The organism is Gluconacetobacter tumulisoli (assembly GCF_014174155.1).
Classification (GTDB): domain Bacteria; phylum Pseudomonadota; class Alphaproteobacteria; order Acetobacterales; family Acetobacteraceae; genus Gluconacetobacter; species Gluconacetobacter tumulisoli.
The window spans coordinates 1-19,665 of record NZ_JABEQM010000005.1; the positions used below are offsets into that span (position 1 = coordinate 1).

Sequence of the window (19,665 nt, forward strand, 5' to 3'; positions counted from 1 at the left end):
GATCGACGAGGTGCTGACCGCCCTCGCCGAGCGCGGCGAAGACGGCTGCGCCGACATCGAGGACGCCGTCCACCTCAAGGTCAAGGCCCTTTGCGCCCGATTCCCCATCTATTTATGAACATCCTTCGGGAGCGGACATAGGGGACAGGACCACATGCCAGTCGTGATCGAAACCCGGATGGGCGCGGACATCGCCGCGGTCCTGCCCGACCTGGCGCGCCTGCGCATCGCGGTATTTCGCGAATGGCCGTACCTGTATGACGGCGACGACCCGGATTACGAGGAACGCTATCTGGACGTCTATGTCCGCAGTCCGGCGGCCGCCATCGTCACGGCCGCCGACGCGGGCCGGATCGTCGGCGCATCGTCCTGCCTGCCCCTGCGCGACGAGATGGCGTGCATCCGCGCACCGTTCGAGGCACGGGGGCTGGATCTCGACCGCTTCTTCTATTTCGGCGAATCGGTCCTGCTACCGCCCTGGCGGGGCCAGGGGCTGGGCGTGCGCTTCTTCGCGGAACGCGAACGCCATGCCCGCACCGGCCCGGCGGAATTCGCAGTGTTCTGCGCGGTGCGCCGCCCGGATACCCATCCCGCCCGCCCAACGGACGCGCCCTCGCTGCATGGTTTCTGGCGGCGCCGGGGCTTTCGTCCGCTGCCCGGCGTCTTCTGCGCGCTGGACTGGCGGGAACCGGGCGATGCGGCCGAACGCGCGCATACGCTGGATTTCTGGATCAAGCCCTTGCGGGACGCGCCGGTTCCATCCAGCCTGCTGGACCATTCCCCGCCGGACGAATGAAAAGGATCCTCTGCCCATGACCCGCCCCCTCCGCCTGGGTGTCCTGGCCTGGCAGGTGGAACGCATCGCCTCGCTCGACGATTATGCCGCCCATCTGGACCGGCTGGTCGCCGAAGGCGCGGCCGGCGCCGACCTGCTGCTGATGCCGGAATATGCCTGCATGGAGGCCGCCGCCCTGGCGACGCAGCCCGACCCCACGGCGGAGCTGGAAGCCTTCTGCCGCCGCAGCGACGACGTCCTGGCCATCATGCGCGACGCCGCCCGACGCCACGGCGTCTGGCTGATGCCCGGCACCCTGCCCCGGCCCGAGCCCGGCCGCATCCGCAACCGCGCGCCGCTGATCGCGCCGGACGGGCGCGTCGCCTTCCAGGACAAGCACGTCATGACCCGGTTCGAAACCGAATCCTGGGGCGTGCAGGCCGGCGACCCACCCGGCATCTTCGAAACCCCCTGGGGCCGGATCGGCACGGCGGTCTGCTACGATTCCGAATTCCCCGCCCTGACCCGTGCGCAGATCGAGGCCGGGGCATGGCTGATCCTGGTCCCGACCTGCACCGACACCATGCACGGCTTCAACCGCGTGCGGATTTCGGCCCGCGCGCGGGCGCTGGAAAACCAGTGCTTCGTCGCGGTGTCGCCCACCGTCGGCGCGGCGCCCTGGCTGGCCACGCTGGACGACAATCACGGCGCGGCCGGCATCTACGGCCCGATGGATCGCGGCTTCGCCGCCGACGGCATCGTGGCCGAAGGCCCGAATGATGCGGGGGGCTGGGTCTTCGCCACCCTCGACCCTGCGATGCTGGAGGCGGTGCGCCAGGACGGGGCCGTGCGCAACTGTCGCGACTGGCCCCCGCACGTGCCCGCCGCCACCGCCAATCCCTTTTCCGTCTGATCCTTCCCCCGACGATACGAGGCCCCGCCATGTCGATTGACGCCACCCGTGCCCTGATCGAAACCTATTACGCCACCTTCAACACTGGTGATCGCGACGCCTTCCTGGCCCTGCTGGACGATGATGTCGCACACGACATCAACCAGGGTGGGCGAGAGGTCGGGCGTGACCTGTTCCGCGTCTTCCTGGCCCGGATGGATCGCTGCTATAGCGAGACCATCACCGACGTGGTGGTGATGGTGAATGCGGACGGCACCCGCGCCGCCGCCGAATTCGTGGTGCACGGCACGTACCTGGCCACCGACGACGGCCTGCCCCCCGCATCGGGGCAGACCTACGTCCTGCCGGCGGGCGCGTTCTTCACCGTCCGCGATGGCAAGGTCGCGCGGATCTCCAATTTCTACAACCTGCCGGACTGGACGCGGCAGGTGACCGGCGGAGCCTGATACCGCCGGACGCGGAAAGGCCCGGAACTAAAATGAATCCATGACGTTCCTGGGCCAGAATATGTCGCCTGCGGACAAGTAGGAATCCGACACGGTTCGTAGGCTCGATCCCGCCTCGCAACGAGGCGTCGGCTGCACGCCTTCACCCGAAGGATGTCGCACTGTCCCCTGTACGGGAGATGGCATGATGCGTTTCAGACCCGCCGAAACCGCCGGACATCCCTGCCTGCGGGTTGGCGTGATCCTGGCGGAAAATTTCACGCTCTCGGCCTTTTCGCTGTTCATCGACCATCTGCGCCTGGCCGCGGACAAGAACGACAACAGCCGCCCCATCCTGTGCCGCTGGCAGATCATGAACAGCCGGCCCGATCCGGTCCGGTCCAGTTGCGGGGTCGCGGTGGCGCGCAATTCCGATTTCTGCGACCCGACCGAATTCGATTACGTCGCCGTCGTCGGCGGCCTGCTGCATGGCCGGCGGCAGGTGGACGATGCGACCATCCGTTATCTGCGCCGGGCGGCGGATGCCGGCGTGTCGCTGATCGGCATCTGCACCGGCGTGTTCGTCCTGTGCCGCGCCGGCGTGATGGAAGACCGATCATCCTGCGTCAGCTGGTATCATCGCCAGGATTTCACCGAGGAATTTCCCGACCATCACGTGGTCAGCGACCATATGTTCCTGGTCGACGGCGACCGCATCACCTGTTCCGGCGGGGGCGGCGCGGCCGACCTTGCGCTGCATCTGATCGAACGGCATCTGGGCCGTCCGGTGGCCAAGAAGGCCAGCCATGTCCTGCTGCTGGACCGCCCCGCACGCAGCAACCGCGCACCATTGCAGCCCCATCCCCCGGTCATCGACGAAATCAGCCACATCGCCGATCCGCGCGTCCGCCGCGCGGTGCTGGAGATGGAGCAGAACATGGCCGAGCCGATCCCCATCGCCGACCTCGCCAGCCGTCTGGGCATTTCATCGCGCCAGCTGGAACGGCTGTTCCACACGGTGCTGGGCGTCAAGCCCGCCAATTTCTACCGTCTGATCCGCCTGCGCTATGCGCGCGCGCTGTTGCAGCAGGGCGAACTGTCGGTGACAGAGGTCGCGGTCGAGACGGGGTTTTCCGACTGCGCCCATTTCTCGCGCCAGTTCAAATCGATGTTCGGCCACAGCCCCAGCGACCTGCGCATCCACCGGGGCCGTCCCACCGGGGGCACGCCGATCCTGCTGCCCGAACGCCCCAGCGAACGCGCGGGCGTGCGCCTGTTCGAGGAACGCTGACATGCCCACGCCCGGCCGTCTGGTCCTGATCGTCAGCTGCGTCAGCCAGACCGGCATCGTCGCGGCCTATGCCCGCTATCTGTTCGAGATCGGCGGCAATATCCTGGAAATCAACCAGCATAACGACCTGGCCAGCGGCCGCTTCTTCATGCGGATCGCCTTCAGCCTGCCGGACGGCGAACACGACCCTGCCCGCCACCACGCGGCGTTGTCGGCGCTGGCGGAACAGTTCGACGCGGACTGGTCCCTGCGCGACCAGGCGACGCGGCGCCGCGTGCTGATCATGGTTTCGCGCTTCGACCACTGCCTGGCCGACCTGCTCTATCGCTGGCGCATCGGCGAACTGGCGATGGAACCGGTCGCCATCGTCTCGAACCACCCGCGCGCGGCCAATGCCTCGGTGGACACGGGCGGCATTCCCTTCCATCACCTGCCGATCACCCCGGCCACCAAGCCCGCGCAGGAAGCGCGCCTGTGGTCGCTGATCCAGGACACGGGGGCCGAACTGGTGGTGCTGGCGCGCTACATGCAGGTCCTGTCGGACGACATGTCGGCGCGACTGGCCGGACGCTGCATCAACATCCACCATTCCTTCCTGCCCAGCTTCAAGGGCGCGCGCCCCTACCACCAGGCCCATGCCCGCGGGGTAAAGCTGATCGGGGCGACGGCGCATTACGTCACCACCGACCTGGACGAAGGCCCGATCATCGAGCAGGACGCCGAACGGATCAGCCATTCGGACACCGCCGAGGACCTGGTCCGCAAGGGACGCGACGTCGAACGCCGCGTCCTTTCCCGCGCCGTCCACTACCATCTGGAAGACCGGGTAATTCGCAACGGCCTCCGGACGGTCGTATTCCCCGACTGACATTCGGGCAGGGCAGGGCAGGCCAGACATTGCCCGAGGCCCATGTGCGCGAAGGTCGCACGACGAATGGTCCTTCGAGGCACCTGCCTCAATCGGGAAACGTCACCACCAGCGGTTCCACCCCGATCGCCGCCAGGACGTGCTTCAGTTCCTCGACCGACAGGGACAGGGTCGCGGTGTTGTCCATCGGGTGGCAGGTCACGCGTCCGGCCGCCAGCAGGGCGGCGTCGATCGCGAAGTGCACCGCGTGGTCGGGGTCGGCGACGAGGCTGAGTGGCCCCAGCGCCCCCGGCCGCGTGCCCAGGCATGTTTCCATCAGATCCGCGCTGCCGAACGACAGGCGCTTGGCCCCGATCATCGGGGCCAGCGCCTTCATGTCCACCTTGCGCTCCATCGGCAGCGTCACCAGGAACAGCGCGCCCTTGGCGTCCTTCAGGAACAGGTTCTTGGTATGCGCGCCCTCCAGCATGGCCCAGTAGGGCAGCGCGTCCTCGACGGTATGGACGGGGGGATGCGATACCGATGGGGCGTCGATATCCAGGCGTGCCAGCAGAGCCTGCAGCCGGGCCGGCGCCCCGGTCAACCGATCCTCGGCCGATGATGTTGCGTCCATGATGTTTCCTTCCGTCTGGCAGGCGACGGGTCCGGTCAGGACCCGGCAGGCGGGGGCAGCACGCCCAGCGCCCGCAGATGATCGATGATGGCCCGCGCGGCGTCCTGTGGCGGGGGATCGACCAGCACCTGGCCGCCCGGCGCCTGCGTCGCCGTCGACGCGATCAGGCGCGGCCGGCGACGATAGGCGCGTTCCTCCACCGTTTCGGTCACGGGGGCCGACGGCTCGGCGAGGCCGGACGGCATCGTGCGCAGGACGGCCATGCGAGTCCGCGCGAAGACGAAATCGGGAACGCAGGATGCGACATCGTGCACAGCCAGCGCGCAGGGGGCCGCGACCCGCGCCGCGCGCCGTGTCCCGCGCGGGCGGGCCTGTTCGACGTCGAATTCCGGCGGCCGGCTGGCCGGGACAGCCACCTGCCCTTCGGCGACATCCGCCACGATCGGCCAACCCAGGCGTTCCGCCACCGCATAGGGCAACAGTCCGCTGTCCATCCCGCCCGAGGCACGTCGGCCCGCCAGCACCAGATCCACCGTCCCGTCCGTGAACAGCGATCCCGACACGATGGCCCGCGCAAGGGCTGCGACCGGATCGTGCCCTGCCCCGTCGAGGCAGACGATATCCGCCAGCCCATAGCCGGCATATTCGCGCAGGACCGGTGCGGCGGGACCGGCATGCAGCCCGATCATCCGCGCGCCCAGCGCCCGTGCCAGGCCGATGGCGCGGATTTCGGTTCCGACAGGGGCGGGGCGGCCCGACACCGGGTCGATCCCCGCCGACAGAAGCACCACTGCCCGCAATTCCGTGGCCATTACCCGCCCTCCGCCGCCAGCGCATCGCGGATGGCCGGCATCACGCGCTGCGCGTCCGCAATGACCGACAGGCCGGCGCGCGCCACCATCGCGGCATGCAGGTCGGTATTGACGGCCACCACATGTTCGACGCGTCCCAGCCCCTGCAGATGCTGCGGCGCGCCCGCGATGCCGAAGGCCAGGTAGCACACGGCATCCAGCACGGTGCCGGACGCACCCACCTGCGCCGCGCGGGGCATGAGCCCGGCGTCGCAGACCACGCGGCTGGCCCCCGGCGTGGCGTGCAGGTCGGCGACGACCGCCCGGAACAGGCCGAAATCGGTCACGCCATTGCCCGCCGCCACCACGAACGGGGCCTCGGCCAGTTTCATCGTCGCCGGATCGGCGGCGCGCGGCGCCGACGCGCGAATGCGCCCCGGCACCGGCAGGACCGGAACCGGGTCGACCCCGCCCGGCAGCAGCCTGGCCTCCCGCACCGCGCCCGCATAGGGGGCGACCCGGTCGGGCGCCAGCGTCATCAACGCCGGTGGGGCCGAGATCTGTTCACGACGGCCCGCCCGGCACGGGCGGATCGCCTGCCGGGCGGTCAGGACCTCCACCCCCGTCATCAGGCCCTGCCCCGTGTGCGCGGCGACGCGGCGCGCCAGGTCCGCACCATCGTCGCTGTCGGGAAACAGGACGTGCCGGGGCGACAGCGCGGCCAGTGCGGCACAGACGACCGCGGCCCGATATTCCGGGTCCAACACCGCCTGGCCGGGCAGGGCCGTATCCACCATTGCCAAGCGGTCGGCGCCCGCCTGCGCGGCCTCCTGCACCAGGTCGGGATGGGCCGCGCCGCCCAACATCACCACCGCGCCGGACGCCGCGTCCGCCAACACGCGCGCCGCCCCCAGCACCTGCCGGTCCAGCCGGTCCAGCCGCCCATCCGGCAGGTCGGGGATCGCGACGACCAGGCAGGCCGGATCGTCCACGCGGATCACTTGGGCCGGGGCCGGCGCGGAGACGCGCGCCGTACCGGTGCCCCCAGTGCCGCCGCGCACCAGGCGCGGCCGATCTCCGCCGGGCACCAGCAATCGCGCCTGTTCGGCACGCGGGTCGCGTCGAATCCGGCCCGAAGGCCCGATCCCGGACACCCCGCCCCCTGGGGACCGTCCGCCTGGCGGTTGCGCCAGATCGAAACGCGGCCGCGCGCCGAGCCCGACCTGCCGCGCCGCCCGTTCGGCGCGCGGATCGCGGCGCAGACGGCCGGTCATGCCGTCACCACGGCGTCGAGCACCAGTTCCGCGATGTCCCGCACCTCGGGCCGGGGGGCTGGCACGCCCTCCAGCATCGCGGTGCAACCCGGGCAGCCCACGGCGACGATCGCCGCCCCCGCCGCGTCGGCCTGCGCCATGCGCAGGTCGGGAATCCGCGCGGCCCCGTCGACATCGCTGATCGGGTTGCCCCCGCCCCCGCCGCAGCACATCGAGCGCATGCCATGACGCTCCATTTCCACCCGCGTGCCGCAGGCGGCGTCCAGCAGACGACGCGGGGCCGCGATCTCGCCATTATAGCGGCCGAGATAACAGGGATCGTGATAAGCGACCGGCGGCAGGTCGCGTGGCGCCAGGCGCAGGGCCCCGCCGGTCACTAGTTCGTCCAGCAGCGCCGTATGGTGCTGCACCGTCCAGTGCCCGCCCAATGCCGGATATTCGTTGCGCAACACATGCAGCGCATGCGGGTCGGCGGTCACGATCCGTTGGAACGTACGAGCCTTCAGCGTCGCGATGGCCTCGCCGGCCAGAAGGTGGAACGTCGCCTCGTCCCCCAGGCGGCGGGCCAGGTCGCCGCAATCGGTTTCGGCCTCGCCCAGGATGGCGAAGCGCAAGCCCGCCAGCCGCATCAGCCGCACCAGCGCCTGCAGGGTCCGGCCATAGCGCAGGTCGAATGCCCCCTCGCCCAGCCACAGCAGGATGTCGGTCTCTCCCCCCTCGGGCAGCACCGGCACATCCAGCGCCGCCAGCCCGTCGGCGCGGGCGGCCAGCGGACGACCGCCGGGCTCGGCGCTGTCGCGCATCCGGCGCAGCGCCTGCGCGGCGCCCGGACGCACCTGTCCCAGCATCAGGGCCTGCCCGCGCCGCAGATCGACGATCGCGTCGACATGCTCGATCATCATCGGGCACTCCTCGACGCAGGCACGGCAGGTGGTGCAGGCCCACAGCGTATCCGGATGGATCATCGCATCCACACCGATGACAGGGGCATCCATGCTGCCCCGGCATGCCACCGGCGGGGCATTGGGGGCCGGGCTGCCGCTGTAGGGTTCGGCGGCGCTTCCACCGCGCGTGGCCGCGACCAGGTCCTGGATCAGCGCCTTGGGGTTCAGCCGCTGCCCGGCGGCGAAGGCTGGGCAGGCCTGTTCGCACCGGCCGCACTGGATGCAGGCGTCGAAACTGGCCAGCGCGGTCCAGGCGAAATCGGACGGTGCCAACGCGCCCAGACGCGGGGCATCCAGGTCCAGCGGCCGCAATGCGGTGTCCCGCCCGCCCCCGAACCGGCCCGGCCGCGCGTGGGCGGCCAGCCAGACGGTGCCGGCGAATGCATGCCGCATCGGCCCGCGCGCGAACTGCACCAGCAGCCCCCCTGCCCCGCCGACGGCCAGCAGCAGGGGCGCCAGCAGCAAGGGCGACGCACCACCACCCGGCACGGCCAGCATGCCCAGCGCCAGCAGCAGCGCCCCGCCCGCATAGGCGCCCAGCGCCGCCGGCAGCCACAGGAACATGCCCGCCGACAGGAAGGACGGCACCACCGGTCGCCGCCGCCGCCGGACCAGGATCGCGCCCCACAGGGCCGCGGCGAACAACACCGCCACCACCGCCCAATAGACCCGGCTGCCGCGCAACGCCGGCAGCACCGCCAGCATCAGCGCGACGCTGCCCGCCAGCAGGCCGCCGGCCGTGGGCACATGCATCCGCGCCGCCTCGGGCCGGCGTTCGACGACGTGATGGACATCCACCAGATAGCGGCGCGGCACGGCGGCCAGGCCCGCGACCCAATCCACCCGGACGGGCCGCCCCTGCCGCCAGCGCCGCGCGAGGCCCCGGGCCGCCAGCAGCACGCCTGCCGCAAGCCCCCAGGCCAGACAGACCAGAACCAGTCCCACGAGGCTCAGAAATCCTTGCACAGGCGCAGCGCGTCATACAGCGCCGCGTGGATGTTGCGGCCGGCCACCGCGTCGCCGATGCGAAACAGCGCGTAGTCCCCCGTGCCGCAGGCAGCCAGGGCCGGCTGCGCCCGGCCTTCCAGCAGGGCCGGCAAATCGGTCTGGCCGCGATTGACCGAAGCGTCCTTGAGCGCGAAATACAGCACGTCGCGCGGCAGGGTGCCGCATTCGACGACCACATGGTCGACCACACGCTCCTCCTCCGCCCCGGTCATGGTGTTGCGCAGGACGGCGACAAGGCGATTGCCCTCGCGGTACGTCTCGATCAGTTCGGCATTGGGGGTCAGGACCACGCCCAGCCGGTACAGTTCGCGCAGGTGCACCGGCTGGTTGGTGGTGCCGACCTCCTGCGCGACCATCCGGTCGTGGGTCGCGAATTCGACCAGACAGCCGCGCGTCGCCAGCACTTCCGCCACCGAGGCCGCGTTGTGCTGCCCCATCTCGTCATACAGCAGGACACTGCCGGTCGGGCTGACGGTGCCGTCCAGCACGGCATGGGTGGACCATGTCAGGTCCGATCCCGGCAATTCGCCCAGCGACGGCGCGCCGCCGGTGGCCACGATCACGATATCGGGCTTTTCCGCCGCCACCAGCGCCGCCGTCGCCTCGACCCCGGTGCGGACATCGACGCCCAGCTTGCGCACCTGGGCGTCCAGCCAGCGGACGATGCCCGACAGGGCCTCGCGCCAGCCCGCCCTGGCCGCGATATTCACCTGGCCGCCGGTCGCGCCCTCGCGTTCGAACAGCACCACGTCATGCCCGCGCCACGCGCAGACCCGCGCGGCCTCCAGCCCGGCCACGCCGCCGCCCACGACCACGACACGGCGCCGCACGTCGCCGGGCCGGATATCGTGCGGCATCGTCGCCTCGCGCCCCGTGGCTGCGTTCTGCAGGCACAGCGCATCCCCGCCGACATAGATCCGGTCGATGCAATAGCCCGCGCCGACGCATTGCCGGATATCGTCGTCCCGCCCCTCGGCCAGCTTGTTGACCAGATGCGGGTCGGCGATGTGCGCGCGGGTCATCGCCACCATGTCGACATGCCCCTCCGCCACCGCGCGCGCGGCGGATGCCAGGTCGGTGATCCGCTGGGCGTGGAAGACCGGCACGTCGACCGCGCGCTTGATGGCGCTGGCCAGATGCAGGAACGGGGCGACGGGAAAGGACATGTTCGGCAGACTGACGGCATGGGCCATGTCGTCGCGCGCCTGGCCACCGACGATATTGACGAAATCCACCAGGCCGCGCCCGGCATATTCGGCGGCAATGGCGGTGCATTCGTCGTGCGTCAGCCCGCCGTTGAGCAGTTCGTCGCCCGACATGCGCATGCCCACGACGTAATCGTCGCCCACGGCCTCGCGGATCGCGGTCAGGACCTCGATGCCGAAGCGCATGCGATGGTCCAGCGACCCGCCGTACGCGTCCTGCCGCGTGTTGGCCGACGGACTCCAGAACTGATCCACCAGATGCCCGTGCGCGGCCGAGATTTCCAGCCCGTCCAGCCCGCCGTCGCGGCAGCGCCGGGCCGCGTCGGCGAAGGCGCGGACAACGCGCGCGATATCCTCGGCCTCCATCTCCTTGGGGATCGAGCGCGACGCGGGCTCGCGCCGGACCGACGGCGCGATCACCGGCAGCCACGCATCGGTATCCCAGCGGGTACGACGCCCCATATGCGTCAGCTGGATCATCAGCCGCGCGCCGTACTCATGCACCCGGTCCGAGAATTCCCGGAAATAGGGCACGATGCTGTCGTCGCTCACCGCGATCTGGTTCCACGGCGTGGCCGGGCTGTCGCATTCGACCGAGGACGATCCGCCGAACATGGTCAGGCCGATCCCGCCCTTCGCCTTTTCGGCGTGATAGAGCTGGTAGCGTTCCTGCGGCTTGCCGTCCTTGCCGTAGCCGGGGGCGTGGCTGGTGCTCATCACCCGGTTGCGGATGACCAGATTCTTGATCCGCAATGGTTTGAAGAGCGCCTCGGCATTCGTAATCATGCAGGGTTGTCCATGGACACCGTCAGCCAGGCGACGGATGTGGGTGAAGGGCGATCGCGGAGGCCAGCCGCATCTTGCGCTCCTCGCGCGGGGCGCGGCCGAAGCGGCTGCGATAGGCGGTACTGAAATGCGCGGCGGAGACGAAGCCGCAGGCGATGCCGATGTCGGTCACCGGCATGACCGTCTGCCGCAGCAGCCGCCGCGCCCGGTCCAGCCGGGCCGCCACCAGATAGGCGGCGGGCGTCGACCCGGTATGGCGGCGGAACAGCCGTTCCAGCTGGCGGACCGACAGGCGCGCCGCCGCCGCGATGTCGGCGATGCGCAACGGCCGGTCGATGTCCTTCTCGATCAGGCGCAGCGCCCGCGCCATGGCCGGCGGGGCATCGGCCAGGGCGGGCACCGGCTGCACCTCGTCGCCGGTGCGGCTGCGGTCCAGGATGAACTGCGCCGACACCGCGCGGGCGCGGGCCGGCCCGAACCGGGCCTCGATGATCCGCAGCATCATGTCCAGCGGCACCGACCCGCCGGTGCAGGTCAGCCGGTCGCGATCGATGACGAACAGATCGTCGGAAATGTCGATTTCGGGAAATTCCTCGCGGATCGAGGACAGGTTTTCCCAATGGATCGCACAGCGATACCCCCGCAGCAGCCCGGCCTCGGCCAGGGCGAAGGTGCCGGTGCACAGCGCCCCCAGCGCGACCCCTTCCCGCGCCTGCCGCCGCAGCCACGCCAGCAGCGGCCGCCCGGTCGCCGCACGGACGTCGATGCCCCCGCAGACGAACAGGACGTCGAACGGCCGCGCATCGGCCGCCGCCACCGTGGGATGCAGCGCCAGCCCGTTGCTGGCCGGCATCCCCGCGCCGTCCATCGTCACGATGTCCCAGTCATAGACCGGCGCATCGCCCACCCGGTTGGCCATGCGCAGGGCCTCGATCGCGTTGCTGACGGCGATCATCGAATAGCCGGCCAGGGTCAGGAACCCGAAGCGCTGCAACCCGGCAAGATCGAGCGGCCGCGACATCGTCAGCGTTCGACCACCAGGTCGCTGGTCGGCCGCGCGCAGCAGATCAGGATCATGCCCTGGTCGATCTCGCGCTGGCGGATGCCGCCGTCATGTTTCATGTCCACCGTGCCGGACACCAGGCGGCATTTGCATGTCCCGCACATCCCCTTGGCGCAGGAGGCCGGCAGGCGCATCCCCGCCGCCCGCGCCGCCGACAGGATGGTGGTGTCGGCCCCACATTCGATCTCGCGACGGCTCTTGGTGAAGGTCACGGCGTGGCGCGCGGCCTCCAGCTCCGCGATGGCCTCCGGCAGTTCGGGTTCCGCCGCCGACAGGGTCGCGAAATCGAAACTTTCCTCGTGATGACGGGACATGTCGAAACCCGCCCCGCGCAGCATCTCGCGCACCGCCGCCATATACGGGGCCGGTCCGCAGACGAAGATTTCGCGCTCGAGGAAATCCGGGGCGATCATCGCCAGCATCGCCGGCGTCAGGCGCCCGCGATGGCCGTTCCACCGGGCGGACGGGGTATCGTGCTCGCACACCGCGACCGCGCGGAAGGCCGGCCAGTTCTGTTCCATCAGCGCCAGTTCGCGCGCGAACACCACGTCGCCGGGGCTGCGCGCGCTGTGCAGGAACACCACGTCCTCCTGCCCGCCCAGATCGTGGAAACTCCGTGCCATCGACATCATCGGCGTGACGCCGCTGCCGCCCGACAGGAACAGATATCTGTCCGCCGCCAGCCCGTCGCAGGTGAAGTCGCCCATCGGGCCCAGCGCGCGGATCTCCATCCCCGGGCGCAGCGTATCGTGCAGCCAGTTGGATACGACCCCGCCCGCCACGCGTTTGACCGTGATCGCCAGCGTATCCGGCCGCGTCGGCGACGAGGAGATGGTATAGCAGCGATTGATCTCGCCGCCCCCGTCCCCGATGGGCAGGGTCAGGGTCATGAACTGCCCGGGACTATAGGCGAACCGGCGGGGTTCCGGCGCGGTGAAGACGAAGGTCCTGACGTCATGCGTCTCGTCGCGCACCTGCCGGCAGACCAGGATTTCGTCCACCTCCGGGTTCCAGTACGGCACGGCGTGGCGCGGCGGGCGCGCCACGATGTCGCCTGCGCCGCTCACGGCAGGGACGCGGCCAGGCGGTCGATGTACCAGGCGGCGAATTTCTCGACCAGTCCTTCGGTATAGGGGGAATAGGGACCGGCCTCGTACGCCGGGTCGGTGGCCCCCTGCTGGCCGATGGCGACCAGGTCGGCATCCTGGCGGTTCGTCGCGTCCCACACTTCGGTCAGGCGCTGCAGGTCGTAATCCACGCCCTCGACCGCGTCCTTGTGCACCAGCCATTTGGTACGGACCAGCGTATGGGATTCGTCGATCGGGATCGCCGTGAAGGTGACGATGTGGTCGCCCATGAAATGATGCCAGGAATTGGGCTGCGTCCAGAAGGACAGGCCGCCGACCGACTTGTCCGTCAGGCCACCCAGCGCCACGCGGCACGCCGCGCGGGTGTCCATCGTCTGGCTTTCACCCGACTGGTCGATGGGCAGCCGTTCGGTCCGGAACCCCGTCGTCCGGTCGGCCAGATGCTCGATCTCCCGCGACGGCAGGCCGACGGCCTCCCACCGCGCGTGCGAATCGCGCATCAGCTGGGCATAGCGCTCGGCCTCGCGCCGTCCCTCATCATCCAGCGCATCGGGGGCGAAGCCGAAGCCATAGGCGAAGAGCGGGATCGTCAGTTCCGGATGGTTGGGTGCGCAGTGATAGCACTCGCGATTGTTTTCCATCGTCAGCTTCCAGTTCCCGTCCTCGATCAGGTCGGACTGGAAGGCGACGCGGGTATTGCGGATGTCGTGCGGCGCCAGGTAGGGCGCCATCGCCGCCGCCATCTCGTCGATGTCCGCCGGCGGATCGTCGGACAGGCAGATGAACAGCAGGCCGGAGACCGAGCGCAGGGCGACGGGCTTCAGCCCGTGGCACTTGGGATCGAATCCCGCCCCCATGTGCTCGGCGAATTTCAGGTCGCCGTCCAGGCCGTAGGTCCAGGAATGATAGGGGCAGACGATATTGCCGATGATCGCCTTGCCTTCGGGCATGATGCGCGCGCCGCGATGGCGGCAGACATTGTGGAAGGCGCGGATTTCCTCGTCATCGCCCCGCACGATGATGATCGAGGACGGACCGATGTTGATCGCCATCGCGTCGCCGGCCTCGGGCACGTCGGGTTCGACGCCGACATAGATCCAGTGCCGCCCGAAGATCACGTCCATGTCGACGCGAAAGATCTCCGGACTGGTATAGAACGGGGCCTCCAGCGCGTGGCCGACCTTGCGGCGCGCGACCAGATCCTTCACCGACATCTTGCTCTGCTCGGACATCCCGACCGGCCCTTCCCTGCTGACCCCGCCGCCTGCGCGGGTACCTCACTGTGCCGCGTTGACGAAGGTTTAATTGCCGCAAAACGACATATTTTTAATACGCAACGACTTCCAATGCCAGCCTTCTCCCGACAGGCCTCTCAACACTCGGGGAATCCCACCGCCAGGCCGCCAAGGGACGTCTCCTTGTAGCGGCTGCTCATGTCCGCGCCGGTCTCGCGCATCGTCACGATCACCTGGTCCAGCGAGACATGGTGCGCCCCGTCGCCGCGCATCGCCAGCGACGCGGCGTTGATCGCCTTTACCGCGCCGAAGGCGTTGCGTTCGATGCAGGGGATCTGCACCAGCCCGCCCACCGGGTCGCAGGTCATGCCCAGATGATGTTCCATCCCGATCTCGGCCGCGTTCTCGATCTGCGCGGGGTCGGCGCCCAGCGCCGCCGCCAGCCCTGCCGCCGCCATCGAGCATGCGACCCCGACCTCGCCCTGGCAGCCGACCTCGGCGCCGGAAATCGAGGCATTGCGCTTGAACAATCCGCCCACCGCCGACGCCGTCAGCAGGAAATCGCGCAGGCCCGCCGGAGACGCGCCGGGACAGAAATCGCGATAATAGCGCAGCACGGCGGGCACGACGCCCGCCGCGCCGTTGGTCGGCGCCGTCACGATCCGGCCGCCGGCGGCGTTTTCCTCGTTCACCGCGATGGCGAACAGGCTGACCCAGTCCATTACCTCGTGCGCCGCGCGGACATTGCGGAAACGGTCGGCCTCCAGCCGCGCGCGGATGGCCGGCGCCCGCCTGCGGACGGCCAGGCGGCCCGGAAGCACGCCGTCCTGCGCCATGCCGCGATCGACGCTGGCCATCATCGCCGCCACGATCCGGTCGAGATAGGCCGTCACCTCGGCCACCGGACGCAGCGCGGCCTCGTTCGCCAGGACGATCTCGGCGATGGTCAGGCCGGTGCGCCGGGCACGGTCCAGCAGGTCGCGGCCCGAGACGAAATCGAACGGCACCGGTTCGGACAGCGCCGCCACGGTCGCGGGCTCGTCCTCGGGCACCACGAAGCCGCCGCCGATGGAGCAGAAGCGCAGGACCAGCAGCGGCTCGCCCGCCGCGTCCAGGGCCTCGAACTGCAGGGTGTTGGGATGGACGGGGGGGACGCTGTCGCGGTCGAAGACGATGTCGGTCGCGGGATCGAACGCGATCGCGACCCCGCGCACATCCACCATGCGGGCCGCGCGGACCGTATCGGCCAGGCGGTCGGCGGCGTCAGGTTCGACGCGATCGGGCAGCAACCCGGCCAGGCCGAGGATCACCGCCTTGTCCGTCGCATGCCCCACGCCGGTCCAGGCCAGCGACCCGTACAGCGTCACCCGCAGCCGCGCGACATCGGCCAGCGCATGGTCCGGCCCCGGCAGCGCCACCGCGAAATCGTGGGCGGCGCGCATCGGTCCCACCGTATGCGACGAGGACGGGCCGATCCCGATCTTGAACAGGTCGAAGAGACTGATCATCCTGCCATCCTCCCGGCCTGACCGGCCCTGCCGTCAGAATGCGGCGTCGCGCGCCGCCTCGTCCAGCAAACCGGAAATATAGGGCGCGAACGACCGCCAGATTTCCAACCGGAATTGCTCCGGACCGGTGCGCCACAGCACGCCGTCGGCCTTGCCCAGCAGGGTCCGCGTGGCCATGCCGACCGGGAAGGCCGGCAGCGCGACGTCGATCGACGTCAGGGACGCCAGCGCCGGTTCCACCAGGGCGCCGGACAGGTCCAGCCCGACCTGCCGGTCGCTGACCTCCACCAGGCTGTGCGCGACGGCGTCCAGTCCGGTGCGCAGCGCCGCCAGGCTGTCCCCGGCCCCCGCCGGATCCAGCAGCAGCAGGATTTCCTGCGGTCCCAGGCGCAGGGCCGTGACGGCCCCGCCGCTGGCAGTCGCCAGCATGGCGGGCGCCTCCGCCAGGCCCAGCGCACGGGCCGCGGCGTCCAGGGTCCCGGGCCGGGCCTGCAGCACGAACCGGCGCCGATCGGCGGCCGTCGCAAGGGTGAACCCGCTTCGGGCAAGCTGCATGGTGTCAGACATTCAGACGTGCCCCTTCGACATCGTAGAACACCGGTTTCGTCACCGTCACCGCGATGGTGCGGCCTTCCATGGGCACGTACAGCGTCTCGCCTTCGCGCGCGCGGCCGCCGGCCACCATCGCCAGCGCGATGGACCGGCCCAGCGTCGCGCTGAAATAGGACGAGCTGACATGGCCCAGCGTGCGCATCGGAATCGCCTCGTCCGGTCGGGCGACCAGCTGCGCGCCTTCCTCCAGCACCTCCCACGGTGCCTCGGTCAGCAGGCCGACCAGTTGCTTGCGGTCCGGGGCCTGCATCGCCGGCAGGGCCAGCGAGCGCTTGCCCACGAAATCCGCCTTGGCCTTGCTGACCGCCCAGCCGCAGCCCGCATCGTCCGGCGTCGCGGTCCCGTCGGTTTCCTGGCCGACGATGATGTAGCCCTTCTCCGCCCGCAGCACGTGCATCGTCTCGGTGCCGTAAGGGGTGATCCCCGCCGCCTGCCCGGCGTCCCAGATCGCCTCCCACACCGCGCGGCCGTGGCGGGCGGGCACGTTGATCTCGAACCCCAGTTCGCCCGTGAAGCTGACGCGGAACAGGCGCATCGGCACGCCGCCGATGGTTCCCTCGGCCAGGCTCATATGCGGCAGGGCGCCGGCCGAGATGTCCAGCCCGTCGACCAGCGGCGCCAGCACCTCGCGCGCCTTCGGGCCCTGCAGGGCGATCACCGCCCATTCCTCGGTCGTCGAGGTCAGCCAGACATCCAGTTCCGGCCATTCGGTCTGGAGGTAATCCTCCATCATCGCCAGCACGCCCGGCGCGCCGCCGGTCGTGGTCGTGACATGGAACCGGTCCTGGGCGATCCGCCCGACCACGCCGTCATCGTAGACGAAGCCGTTTTCCCGGCACATCAGGCCATAACGGCATTTGCCGACACCCAGCTTCGTCCAGGCATTGACATACATGCGGTTCATGAACGTCGCGGCATCGGGACCGACGATTTCGATCTTGCCCAGGGTGGAAGCGTCGAAGATGCCCACGCCGCCCCGCACCGCCAGGCATTCGCGCCGTACGGCGGCCTCCATGTCCTCGCTGCCGCGGGGGAAATAGCGCGCGCGCCGCCACAGACTGACATCCTCGAACACCGCACCGTGCGCACGCGCCCAGGAATCGATCGGGGTCCGGCGGTCCGGATCGAACAGGTCGCCGCGCGCGTGGCTGGCGAAGGCGCCGAACGTGACGGGGGTGAAGGGCGGACGGAAGGTGGTCAGCCCGACCTTTTCCACCGGCCGGCCCAGCGCGTCGGCCGCAATGCCCAGCGCGTTGACGTTGGACATCTTGCCCTGGTCGGTCGCCATGCCGGTGGTGGTGTAGCGCTTGATATGCTCGATGGACTGGAAGCCCTCGCGCACCGCCAGCTTCACGTCCTTGGCCGTCACGTCGTTCTGGAAATCGACGAAGGCCATGGCCAGCAGGCCCTTGCCACGCCGCGGCAGCGCGCCGACATAGCCGCCGCGCCCCGGTTCGTCCGCCACATCGACCGACCAGGACGGCGCTTGGACCGCCGCGAGGCCCGCGGCCGCGGCGGCGGCCGCGCCCGCCGCCGCGCCGTCGGCCAGCACATCGGCCAGGCGATAGACGCCCCGGCAGGCGCCCGACGAGCGCGTACGGTCGGCCGGTTCACCGGGGACGTAGACGCCCAGTTCCTCGTCGAACACCAGCTTGCCCCGCGATTGCGAGAACAGATGCACGCTGGGCGTATAGCCGCCGGACATCAGCACCAGGTCGGTCCGCCAGCGCTGTCCGCGCCCCACCGATCCGTCCGGCAGCAGGCGTGCCAGTTCCACGCTATGGACCCGGGTGCTGCCGTGCGCGCGCTGGATGGTGGTGCCGGGCAGCACCGTCAGGCCCGCGCCCTGCGCCGCGCGAACCAGCGCCGAATCCGGGGCCGGGCGCAGGTCGGCGATCGCCGTCACCGTCACCCCGGCATCGTGCAGGTCCAGCGCCACGCGATAGGCGGAATCATCCGCCGTCACGATCACCGCCCGCTTGCCGCAGGCGACGCCGTAGCGGTTCAGGTAGGTCCGAGCGGCACTGGCCAGCATCACGCCGGGGCGATCATTGCCCTCGAACACCAGGGGGCGTTCCAGGGCGCCGGCGGCCAGCACGACCTCCTTCGCGCGGACCTGCCACAGGCGTTCGCGCGGCATGCCGGGCGCCGGGTCAGCCAGATGTTCGGTCAGGCGCTGATTCAGCGCGACCATGTTGTGCGGCCCGTAATTGAACGCGGTGCAGCGCGTCAGCACCCGCACATTCGGCAGGGCCGCCAGTTCGGCCAGGATGTCGGCAACCCAAAGTGCCGCAGGGCGCCCGTCGATCCGCGACGTGCGGTCGGACAGCAGCGATCCGCCGGCCTCGGCGGTCTCATCGGCCAGGATGACCCGCGCGCCCGACCGGCCGGCCGCCAGCGCGGCCGCCAGGCCCGCCGGGCCGGCGCCGGCCACCAGCACGTCGCAATGGGCGTACTGGAAGGCGTAATGGTCCGGATCGGGCGCGGTCGGGGCCACGCCCAGGCCGGCGGCGCGGCGGATGACGGGTTCGTAGACCTTGTCCCAGAAGCCGCGCGGCCACATAAACGTCTTGTAGTAGAACCCCGCCGGCAGCAGCGGCGCCGCCAGCGTGTTGACCGCGCCGAAGTCGAACTGCAGGCACGGGAAGCGATTCTGGCTGACGGCGGCCAGGCCCTCGTACAGTTCCACCTGCGTCGCGCGCAGGTTGGGCGTCTGCAGGGCGGGGCCGCTGCCCACCGCGACCAGCGCGTTCGGCTCGTCCGACCCGGCCGAGACCGCGCCGCGCGGGCGGTGATATTTGAACGACCGGCCCATCAGGTGATGCCCGTTCGCCAGCAGGGCGGACGCCAGCGTGTCGCCGGCCAGGCCCTGGAAACGGCGACCGTCGAAGGTGAAACTCACGGTCCGTGCGGAATCGACCCGGCCACGGCCGGGAACGCGAAAAGCCTGGCTCATCGTGCAGCCTCCGCCGCTGCGGCGGCGTCGATCTCGGGCCGGGGCTGGCCCATTTCATAGGTCGTCACGAAACGGTCGGTCCGGGTATCGCGCAGGGCATTGAAAAACCGGTTGCAGCCATGGGCATGGCGCCAGCGCTCGGCGATCAGCCCCTTGGGGTTGTCGCGCATGTACAGATACTGGGCCCATTCCTCGTCGGTCTGGGTCATCGGGTCGGCCGGGCGGGCGATATGGGCCTCGCCGCCGTTCGCGAACTCGATTTCCGCGCGGTCGCCGCAATAGGGACAACGGATCAGAAGCATGATGCCCT

Annotated in this window: 17 protein-coding genes; 5 read left to right on the forward strand and 12 right to left on the reverse strand. The window is 70.1% G+C overall.

Going from position 1 to position 19,665, the window contains the following annotated elements; translation table 11 throughout:
• Window positions 1–154 precede the first annotated feature (154 nt).
• The 5 genes from HLH28_RS07475 to purU all read left to right on the forward strand — a co-directional run bounded on the left by HLH28_RS07475 (window position 155) and on the right by purU (window position 4,272).
• A complete protein-coding gene (locus HLH28_RS07475; protein ID WP_182956962.1) occupies window positions 155–796 on the forward strand; it encodes a GNAT family N-acetyltransferase in 642 nt (213 codons plus the stop codon).
• Between the two features lie 16 nt (window positions 797–812).
• Window positions 813–1,688, forward strand: coding sequence for a carbon-nitrogen hydrolase family protein (locus HLH28_RS07480; RefSeq protein ID WP_182956965.1), 876 nt, complete (start codon window positions 813–815; stop codon window positions 1,686–1,688).
• A gap of 29 nt (window positions 1,689–1,717) precedes the next feature.
• Window positions 1,718–2,134, forward strand: a complete 417-nt coding sequence (locus tag HLH28_RS07485) for a ketosteroid isomerase-related protein (RefSeq protein WP_182956967.1) — start codon at window positions 1,718–1,720, stop codon at window positions 2,132–2,134.
• A 184-nt stretch (window positions 2,135–2,318) separates the two neighbouring features.
• The gene (locus HLH28_RS07490) at window positions 2,319–3,404 is read left to right on the forward strand and encodes a GlxA family transcriptional regulator (RefSeq protein ID WP_220789986.1); all 1,086 of its coding nucleotides are present in this window, start codon (window positions 2,319–2,321) and stop codon (window positions 3,402–3,404) included.
• 1 nt (window position 3,405) lies between these two features.
• Window positions 3,406–4,272: a formyltetrahydrofolate deformylase gene (purU, locus tag HLH28_RS07495; RefSeq protein WP_182956972.1), complete on the forward strand. Its 867-nt coding sequence runs from the start codon at window positions 3,406–3,408 to the stop codon at window positions 4,270–4,272.
• Window positions 4,273–4,360: 88 nt separating this feature from the next.
• On the opposite strand, the gene HLH28_RS07500 is transcribed toward purU, so the two are convergent.
• The 12 genes from HLH28_RS07500 to HLH28_RS07555 all read right to left on the reverse strand — a co-directional run bounded on the left by HLH28_RS07500 (window position 4,361) and on the right by HLH28_RS07555 (window position 19,657).
• Window positions 4,361–4,885 carry a prolyl-tRNA synthetase associated domain-containing protein gene (locus HLH28_RS07500; protein WP_182956975.1) on the reverse strand — a complete coding sequence of 175 codons (525 nt, stop codon included), beginning with the start codon at window positions 4,883–4,885 and terminating at the stop codon, window positions 4,361–4,363.
• A 35-nt stretch (window positions 4,886–4,920) separates the two neighbouring features.
• Complete coding sequence (locus tag HLH28_RS07505) at window positions 4,921–5,697, reverse strand: electron transfer flavoprotein subunit beta (RefSeq protein ID WP_246395790.1); 777 nt, start codon at window positions 5,695–5,697, stop codon at window positions 4,921–4,923.
• On the reverse strand, window positions 5,697–6,950 hold the full coding sequence (locus HLH28_RS07510) for an FAD-binding protein (RefSeq protein WP_182956977.1): 1,254 nt from the start codon (window positions 6,948–6,950) through the stop codon (window positions 5,697–5,699). The genes HLH28_RS07505 and HLH28_RS07510 overlap by 1 nt, the downstream gene beginning before the upstream one ends.
• Entirely contained in the window at window positions 6,947–8,839 is a 1,893-nt protein-coding gene (locus HLH28_RS07515) for a DUF3483 domain-containing protein (RefSeq protein ID WP_338029680.1), read from the reverse strand. The genes HLH28_RS07510 and HLH28_RS07515 overlap by 4 nt, the downstream gene beginning before the upstream one ends.
• A 5-nt stretch (window positions 8,840–8,844) precedes the next feature.
• On the reverse strand, window positions 8,845–10,893 hold the full coding sequence (locus HLH28_RS07520) for an NADH:flavin oxidoreductase (RefSeq protein WP_182956982.1): 2,049 nt from the start codon (window positions 10,891–10,893) through the stop codon (window positions 8,845–8,847).
• 22 nt (window positions 10,894–10,915) lie between these two features.
• A complete protein-coding gene (locus HLH28_RS07525; RefSeq protein ID WP_182956985.1) occupies window positions 10,916–11,914 on the reverse strand; it encodes a GlxA family transcriptional regulator in 999 nt (332 codons plus the stop codon).
• A gap of 2 nt (window positions 11,915–11,916) precedes the next feature.
• Complete coding sequence (locus HLH28_RS07530; RefSeq protein ID WP_182956988.1) at window positions 11,917–13,023, reverse strand: 2Fe-2S iron-sulfur cluster-binding protein; 1,107 nt, start codon at window positions 13,021–13,023, stop codon at window positions 11,917–11,919.
• Window positions 13,020–14,276 (reverse strand): aromatic ring-hydroxylating oxygenase subunit alpha, encoded by a 1,257-nt coding sequence (locus HLH28_RS07535; RefSeq protein WP_182956990.1) that lies wholly within the window; start codon window positions 14,274–14,276, stop codon window positions 13,020–13,022. The genes HLH28_RS07530 and HLH28_RS07535 overlap by 4 nt, the downstream gene beginning before the upstream one ends.
• Window positions 14,277–14,416: 140 nt before the next feature.
• Window positions 14,417–15,787, reverse strand: coding sequence for an L-serine ammonia-lyase (locus HLH28_RS07540; protein ID WP_182956993.1), 1,371 nt, complete (start codon window positions 15,785–15,787; stop codon window positions 14,417–14,419).
• Between the two features lie 33 nt (window positions 15,788–15,820).
• Window positions 15,821–16,354 carry a sarcosine oxidase subunit gamma gene (locus HLH28_RS07545; protein ID WP_182956996.1) on the reverse strand — a complete coding sequence of 178 codons (534 nt, stop codon included), beginning with the start codon at window positions 16,352–16,354 and terminating at the stop codon, window positions 15,821–15,823.
• Window positions 16,347–19,355 carry a sarcosine oxidase subunit alpha family protein gene (locus tag HLH28_RS07550; protein ID WP_182956998.1) on the reverse strand — a complete coding sequence of 1,003 codons (3,009 nt, stop codon included), beginning with the start codon at window positions 19,353–19,355 and terminating at the stop codon, window positions 16,347–16,349. Before HLH28_RS07550 ends, HLH28_RS07545 begins: the two co-directional genes overlap by 8 nt.
• Entirely contained in the window at window positions 19,352–19,657 is a 306-nt protein-coding gene (locus HLH28_RS07555) for a sarcosine oxidase subunit delta (RefSeq protein WP_182957000.1), read from the reverse strand. Before HLH28_RS07555 ends, HLH28_RS07550 begins: the two co-directional genes overlap by 4 nt.
• Window positions 19,658–19,665 lie beyond the last annotated feature (8 nt).

What these genes read in the sequence shown, in the direction of transcription:
- HLH28_RS07475 (WP_182956962.1), top strand. Translation starts at nt 155, where the DNA reads ATGCCAGTCGTGATCGAAACCCGGATGGGCGCGGACATCGCCGCGGTC.
- HLH28_RS07480 (WP_182956965.1), top strand. Translation starts at nt 813, where the DNA reads ATGACCCGCCCCCTCCGCCTGGGTGTCCTGGCCTGGCAGGTGGAACGC.
- HLH28_RS07485 (WP_182956967.1), top strand. Translation starts at nt 1,718, where the DNA reads ATGTCGATTGACGCCACCCGTGCCCTGATCGAAACCTATTACGCCACC.
- HLH28_RS07490 (WP_220789986.1), top strand. Translation starts at nt 2,319, where the DNA reads ATGATGCGTTTCAGACCCGCCGAAACCGCCGGACATCCCTGCCTGCGG.
- purU (WP_182956972.1), top strand. Translation starts at nt 3,406, where the DNA reads ATGCCCACGCCCGGCCGTCTGGTCCTGATCGTCAGCTGCGTCAGCCAG.
- HLH28_RS07500 (WP_182956975.1), bottom strand. Translation starts at nt 4,885, where the DNA reads ATGGACGCAACATCATCGGCCGAGGATCGGTTGACCGGGGCGCCGGCC.
- HLH28_RS07505 (WP_246395790.1), bottom strand. Translation starts at nt 5,697, where the DNA reads ATGGCCACGGAATTGCGGGCAGTGGTGCTTCTGTCGGCGGGGATCGAC.
- HLH28_RS07510 (WP_182956977.1), bottom strand. Translation starts at nt 6,950, where the DNA reads ATGACCGGCCGTCTGCGCCGCGATCCGCGCGCCGAACGGGCGGCGCGG.
- HLH28_RS07520 (WP_182956982.1), bottom strand. Translation starts at nt 10,893, where the DNA reads ATGATTACGAATGCCGAGGCGCTCTTCAAACCATTGCGGATCAAGAAT.
- HLH28_RS07525 (WP_182956985.1), bottom strand. Translation starts at nt 11,914, where the DNA reads ATGTCGCGGCCGCTCGATCTTGCCGGGTTGCAGCGCTTCGGGTTCCTG.
- HLH28_RS07535 (WP_182956990.1), bottom strand. Translation starts at nt 14,276, where the DNA reads ATGTCCGAGCAGAGCAAGATGTCGGTGAAGGATCTGGTCGCGCGCCGC.
- HLH28_RS07540 (WP_182956993.1), bottom strand. Translation starts at nt 15,787, where the DNA reads ATGATCAGTCTCTTCGACCTGTTCAAGATCGGGATCGGCCCGTCCTCG.
- HLH28_RS07545 (WP_182956996.1), bottom strand. Translation starts at nt 16,354, where the DNA reads ATGTCTGACACCATGCAGCTTGCCCGAAGCGGGTTCACCCTTGCGACG.
- HLH28_RS07550 (WP_182956998.1), bottom strand. Translation starts at nt 19,355, where the DNA reads ATGAGCCAGGCTTTTCGCGTTCCCGGCCGTGGCCGGGTCGATTCCGCA.
- HLH28_RS07555 (WP_182957000.1), bottom strand. Translation starts at nt 19,657, where the DNA reads ATGCTTCTGATCCGTTGTCCCTATTGCGGCGACCGCGCGGAAATCGAG.